The sequence below is a fragment of the Neisseria basseii genome, from assembly GCF_962707005.1.
In the GTDB taxonomy this organism is placed as follows: domain Bacteria; phylum Pseudomonadota; class Gammaproteobacteria; order Burkholderiales; family Neisseriaceae; genus Neisseria; species Neisseria bergeri.
This window is the reverse complement of record NZ_CAUIXH010000070.1, coordinates 1-323: the sequence shown is the minus strand read 5'-3', so window position 1 is coordinate 323 and position 323 is coordinate 1. Positions and strand designations below refer to the sequence as shown.

Annotated in this window: 1 protein-coding gene; it reads left to right on the top strand. The window is 54.8% G+C overall.

The window, feature by feature from the left end; all coding sequences use genetic code 11:
* Positions 1–323, top strand: a 323-nt coding sequence (locus tag Q9I99_RS11345) for an RHS domain-containing protein (protein WP_301668641.1), incomplete at both ends; no start/stop codon positions are given.

Genomic DNA, 323 nt, shown 5'->3' with positions numbered 1-323 from the left:
ACCCACTTCGTCTGGGACGGCAGCCGCCTATTGCAGGAGTACACCTACAAAGGCAGCTACACCTATCTCTACACCGACCAAGACAGCTACGAACCGCTGGCGCAAATCTTTGACAACGCCAAAGACGAAACCCAATACCTCGCCTATTTCCACAACGACCAAATCGGCATTCCGAGGGAGATGACCGACATCCACGGTAATCTCCTGTGGTACGGCGAATACACCGCCTGGGGTCGTCTGAAAAAGGACGGGCGGGTCTATCAGCACGCGCATCAGCCGTTCAGACTGCAAAACCAATACTTCGATGAAGAGACCGGGCTGCA